We start from the raw sequence: 5163 nt of genomic DNA, 5'->3' as shown, positions 1-5163 counted from the left end.
CCCGTGGTTAGGAAGCGGGGATCCCTATCGGGATCCCCCATCTGCAGCAGTGATCAATGCCTCGGAGGCTACTGCCTACCGATGGCGAGACGTAGGGGCGAGGGGTGTCGCACTATCAAGCTACACGAGGCGTGCGACAGCCAGGACTCAGAAGAGGATGCTGTAGGAGAGGGCAGCGTAGAAGAGCCCATAGTTATTCTTATTATTGTACGTATAAGCCTCCGGGTGGATCACCGCTTCGTCACCTGACCACTTGAAGAGATAGGCATCCATGGCACCGCCCTTGAGCTCTACGGCTGAGTGTGCGGTGCAGCGGTACCTGACGCCGCAGCCCAGCTTGAGTCCCAGTCCCCATGCCTGTGCTTTGCCGTAGTCCTTGGAGTCGGCAAGGGTGGTGTAGACATTGGAGGCATGTGCTGCACCCAAGGTGGCGAAGGTGAAGAGCTCCATCCGATCCATAACAAAGGGGTGATAGTCCACCACACGGATCCCAAGTAGGTCCACTGCAGCCTCGCTTAGTAGCGTGTACCCCTGAAGATTTGTCTCCATAGAGATATTGGACCATTCAAGCCCTACCATGGTGGCACGATCCCCGAGGCGGTAGCCGAGGGAGAGCCCCATAATGGGTCTCATGCCTCTGTAGGCCTCTGCATCCGCTCTTCGGATCGAGGCGAGCGAGGCATCAGGTGTGGTCAGGCCTGCACCCTGCGTAAGGGTGAGCTCAAAGGAGGGCGATCTGAAGTCCTCCCGCGTCTGTGCTGCGCCCGTAGTAGTGAGTGTGAGGAGGGCTGCCAGAGCGATGGCGATACGGTGATAGTTTTTCATAACTCTGGTTATTGTATTGGCTAATGAAGTCGCTTAGTGGTCGTCGCGCTTGGGGAGGTAGGGGGTGACGTCCTCGCCGAAGTGGGCGAGCTCCCGGACGAGGTGGGAGGAGATGGCGGCAAGCTCAGGGCGGGTGAAGAAGAAGAGGGTGTCGAGGCCGAAGTGGCTGAGGTTGGTCTCCGCCATCTCTCGCTCTGCCTCCATATCTCTCACGGAGCGGATGCCGCGGATGAGTATCGTCGCACCCACCCGCCTGGCGTAGTGCGCTGTGAGCCCTTCGGTGGAGGCGACGGTGATGCGCGGCTCGTCGCGGTAAAGCTCGGCGATCTGCTGCACCCGCACATCGGGTGCCGTGTCGTACCGCTTGCCGACATTGACCCCCACGAGGATGTGCAGCTCATCGACAACGCCAAGAGCGCGGCGGACGAGGTCGTCGTGCCCTATCGTGAAGGGATCAAAGGAGCCGGCGAAGAGGCCGATGAGGGGCTTACTCATTAGATATCGTCGGTCTCAAGGTTGTCTACGATGAAGTCCTGCCGCTCGCGGCTATTGGTGCCCATGTAGAACTTCAGCAGCTCGGGGACGTTGTCCTCCTTCTTCATCACCACGGGGTCGAGCCGCATATTCTCGCCGATGAAGTTGCCAAACTCCTCCGGCTTGATCTCTCCGAGACCCTTAAATCGGGTGACGGAGGCGCTCTTGCCGATCTTCTTCATCGCCTCATTGCGCTCCCGCTCGTCGTAGCAGTAGATGATCTCCTTGCCCTGGCGGTCTCGGACACGGAAGAGGGGCGTCTGGAGGATGAAGACATGATTCTCACGGATCAGCTCGGGGAAGAACTGGAGGAAGAAGGTGATGATCAGCAGGCGTATGTGCATCCCGTCCACATCGGCATCGGTGGCAACGATGACGCGATTGTAGCGGAGGTCCTCAAGCCCGTCCTCGATATTGAGAGCGGCCTGGAGGAGGTTGAATTCCTCATTCTCATACACCACTTTCTTGGAGAGACCGTACGAGTTGAGCGGCTTGCCACGGAGGGAGAAGACCGCCTGGTACTCGGGGTCGCGGCTCTGGGTGATGCTGCCGCTGGCGGAGAGTCCCTCGGTGATGAAGATCTCGGTGCGCTCCGGCTCCTTGGCCTTGGGGTCATTGAAGTGGACGGTGCAGTCGCGGAGCTTCTTATTGTAGAGGGAGGCTTTCTTGACACGCTCCTTGGCTTTCTTGGAGATGCCCTGGAGGGCCTTCCGCTCCCGCTCGTTGTCGACCACCTTCTTCTGCAGGATCTCGGCGGTGTCGGGGTGCTTGTGGAGGTAGTTGTCGAGCTGGAGCTTGACGAAGTCGATGACAAACTTCTGGATCGAGATGCCGCCCTCGGAGATCTCACGGCTGCCGAGCTTGGTCTTAGTCTGCGACTCGAAGACCGGCTCCTGGATCCGGATGCTGATGGCGGCGGTGATGCCGGAGCGGATGTCGTTGTAGTCGTAGCTCTTGTCAAAAAACTCCTTCACCGTCTTGCCGATCGCCTCCTTGAAGGCGGAGAGGTGGGTCCCGCCGTGGAGGGTATTCTGCCCGTTGACAAAGGAGTAGTACTCCTCGCCGTACTGGGTGGAGTGCGTGATCGCCACCTCGATGTCGTCGCCCTGCAGATGGATGATGGGGTAGAGCGGGGTGGCCGTCATATTGTCCTCGAGGAGGTCAAGGAGACCATTGCGGGAGATGAAGCGGGTGCCATTGAGGTGGATCGTCAGCCCCGGCTGCAGGTAGGTGTACATCCGGATCATGCTGTGGACGTACTCCTGCTGGTAGCGGTAGTTGCGGAAGATGTCCGGATCGGCGTAGTAGTCGACGAAGGTGCCGTCGTGCTCGCCAGGGGCGGGCAGTATGTCGCTCTCCTCGATGAGCTTCCCCCTCTCGAAGACGACCGTCTTCACCGTCCCATCGCGGTAGGAGGAGACCGCCATGCGGGTGGAGAGGGCATTGACTGCCTTGAGGCCGACGCCATTGAGCCCGACAGACTTCTTGAAGACCTCGTTGTCGTACTTGGCACCGGTATTCATCGTGCCTACGGCCTTGGCGAGGGAGCCCTGGGGGATGCCTCGCCCGTGGTCGCGGACGGTGACGTGGCGATGCTCCTCCTCGTCGATCGTGATGTAGATGTGCTTGCCGTACCCCATCGTGTACTCGTCGATGGAGTTGTCGATCACCTCCTTGAGGAGGACGTAGATGCCGTCGTCGGGAGCAGTGCCGTCGCCCAGCTTGCCGATGTACATACCGGGACGGAGCCGGATGTGCTCCATCGGGTCGAGGGTGACGATCTTATCCTCCTGGTAGAGGGGGTCGGGTGTGGATGGTAGGGGTGTGGGGGTAAGCTTCTCTTCTGCGTCGGTCATTTACCTATTCTCTCCTTCGTATTTCTTCATTTCCTCCACGGAGGTGCGGGGCATCAGCAGTCTATTGGGCTGGTCCTCGTCTCTCTGCGCCTCCTCCCGCGCTCTCTTCTCGCGCCGTCTCTTGGCGAGCTCCTCGCCTCTCTCCGTCAGTGGAGTGACGTAGCAGCGGTGGGTCTTGTGGTGGATCTTGCGGAAGAAATTCCACTGCACCTGCACGTGGACATTGTGCTCCAGCTCCAGATTGGACTCCAGGAAGCGGACGCCATACTGCTGTACGACCGGGATCATGAGGTCAAAGATGAGCGCAATGAGTCCCTTGCCCTGATACTCCGGATCGACGGCGATGAGCATGAGGTCCATCACCTCCGCCTTGCGGCTCTTGAGCGCCTTCATGATCGGGATGAAGCCAAAGGGCCAGAGCTTGCCCTGCGAGCGCTGCAGCGCCTTAGTGATCGAGGGCATGGCGACCCCAAAGCCGACCAACTTCCCATCCGAGACCTGTCGCACGAGCCCGATGAGGTCGGTATTGATCAGCGGGAGGAAAGTATCGATGAGCTGCTGTGTCTCTGCCTTGGTGAGCACGCTGGCGCCGTAGAGGTTGCTGTAGGTGCGATTGAAGAGGTCAAAGATGTCGTCTGCAAACTCCTCCACGAGGCGCTTGCGGTCGTGTACGATGAAGGCCTCAAGATTGTATCTCCGCCGGACGAGATCGGCTCCCTTGCGGTACCGCTCCGGGACGGTGTGCGGCGGGATGATCCGGAAGCCGAGCCAGTCGACGTCTTTCTCAAACCCCATACGGTCCATATGCTTGGGGTAGTAGGGGTAATTGTAATTCTCGATGAAGGTGGCGACCTGGCTGAAGCCCTCGATCAGCATCCCCTCGCGGTCCATGTCGGTGAAGCCCAGCGGCCCTACCAGCTCATCGCAGGCGTAGTCATTGGCCCACTCCTTCACCGCATCCATCAGGGCATCGACCACCTCTTCGTCGTCCTCAAAGTCAAAGAATCCGAAGCGGGCGCGATTTTGGTGCCACCGCTCGTTGCAATTGTGGTTGATCATCCCGGCGATGCGCCCCACGATGCGGTCACCGCGGTAGGCGAGGTAGCAGACGTAGTCGCAGTGCTCGAGGGTGGGGTTTTTGCCCTTGGTGAGGGTGTCCATGTCGCCATCGATGAGCGGCGGGCAGTAGTAGGGACTCCCCTTGTAGAGGCTCACGGGGTACTCGGCAAAGTCACGCAGCATACTCTTGCTCGTCACGCGTACGATGCGCAGCTCGTGGGGAGTAGGCAGTACCCCTCCCCTGCTGATGCCGAGGAGCTTCCTGAGCCACTGACCTTGCCTGCTATTGTACACTTTCTTGATACCCATGATGTCTCTTGCTACTCTTGGTGCTGATGATAAGACCTCCACCCCACGACAAAGGTAATCAAAAAAAGACCTTTGCAAAATGGTCTTTCGCCGAAAAAGCACCGCTTTTTCGGCAGGGACTTTGCAGAACACCCCAGGTGCAAGGGACTGAGAGTGAGGGCGAAGGGAGTGTGCTTACGCACATGACCAAGCCCGAATCTCGAAAGTGACGCCGCAGATGGGGTATTATGCAGAGGTCTCAAAATTGCAATTCACAGACTCTCTCCTGCTCGGTCAGACAGGGGTGATGCTATAGCTAAAAAGGAGGTCCCTCTCTGTGGTGACCCCTTATCGGACGGGTCGGACAAGTCGGACGAGCCGTGAGGCACCCGAAGGGTGCTCGCTCCATAGGCATTGGTCATCTGCGAAGCGGTGACCGATGTGCCGATACCCGCCTTGATCCCCTCGACCCTTTGCGAAGTCGCCGAGCAGAGCCCTCCCCACGACCCCGCGAGGGTGTCGCTCGTAATGGCGAGCTCATAGAGGGACCGACACCCTATCGGGGTCGTATATAGAGAATGTTGCACGAAGTGCCATTCTC

General features: G+C 59.1%; 4 protein-coding genes. All 4 read right to left on the bottom strand.

Annotation, left to right across the window (positions count from 1 at the left end):
* Window positions 1-147: 147 nt before the first annotated feature.
* From HMPREF2890_RS06910 to HMPREF2890_RS06895, 4 genes are read right to left on the bottom strand one after another with little or no spacing between them, the layout of a single operon-like run.
* Window positions 148-825: a hypothetical protein gene (locus HMPREF2890_RS06910; protein ID WP_070466984.1), complete on the bottom strand. Its 678-nt coding sequence runs from the start codon at window positions 823-825 to the stop codon at window positions 148-150.
* 33 nt (window positions 826-858) lie between these two features.
* Entirely contained in the window at window positions 859-1320 is a 462-nt protein-coding gene (gene coaD, locus HMPREF2890_RS06905; RefSeq protein WP_070466983.1) for a pantetheine-phosphate adenylyltransferase, read from the bottom strand.
* On the bottom strand, window positions 1320-3215 hold the full coding sequence (locus HMPREF2890_RS06900) for a DNA topoisomerase IV subunit B (protein WP_070466980.1): 1896 nt from the start codon (window positions 3213-3215) through the stop codon (window positions 1320-1322). Before HMPREF2890_RS06900 ends, coaD begins: the two co-directional genes overlap by 1 nt.
* Entirely contained in the window at window positions 3216-4583 is a 1368-nt protein-coding gene (locus HMPREF2890_RS06895) for a hypothetical protein (protein ID WP_246825345.1), read from the bottom strand.
* Window positions 4584-5163 lie beyond the last annotated feature (580 nt).

Source organism: Porphyromonas sp. HMSC065F10 (assembly GCF_001808555.1).
Classification (GTDB): Bacteria; Bacteroidota; Bacteroidia; order Bacteroidales; family Porphyromonadaceae; genus Porphyromonas_A.
Note: the sequence above shows the minus strand (reverse complement) of the source record. Positions and strands in the feature narration are given on the sequence as shown.

Bases quoted from the DNA above. Each gene is read 5' to 3' on its own strand.
- HMPREF2890_RS06895 (WP_246825345.1), bottom strand. From the start codon at position 4,583: ATGGGTATCAAGAAAGTGTACAATAGCAGGCAAGGTCAGTGGCTCAGG.
- HMPREF2890_RS06900 (WP_070466980.1), bottom strand. From the start codon at position 3,215: ATGACCGACGCAGAAGAGAAGCTTACCCCCACACCCCTACCATCCACA.
- coaD (WP_070466983.1), bottom strand. From the start codon at position 1,320: ATGAGTAAGCCCCTCATCGGCCTCTTCGCCGGCTCCTTTGATCCCTTC.
- HMPREF2890_RS06910 (WP_070466984.1), bottom strand. From the start codon at position 825: ATGAAAAACTATCACCGTATCGCCATCGCTCTGGCAGCCCTCCTCACA.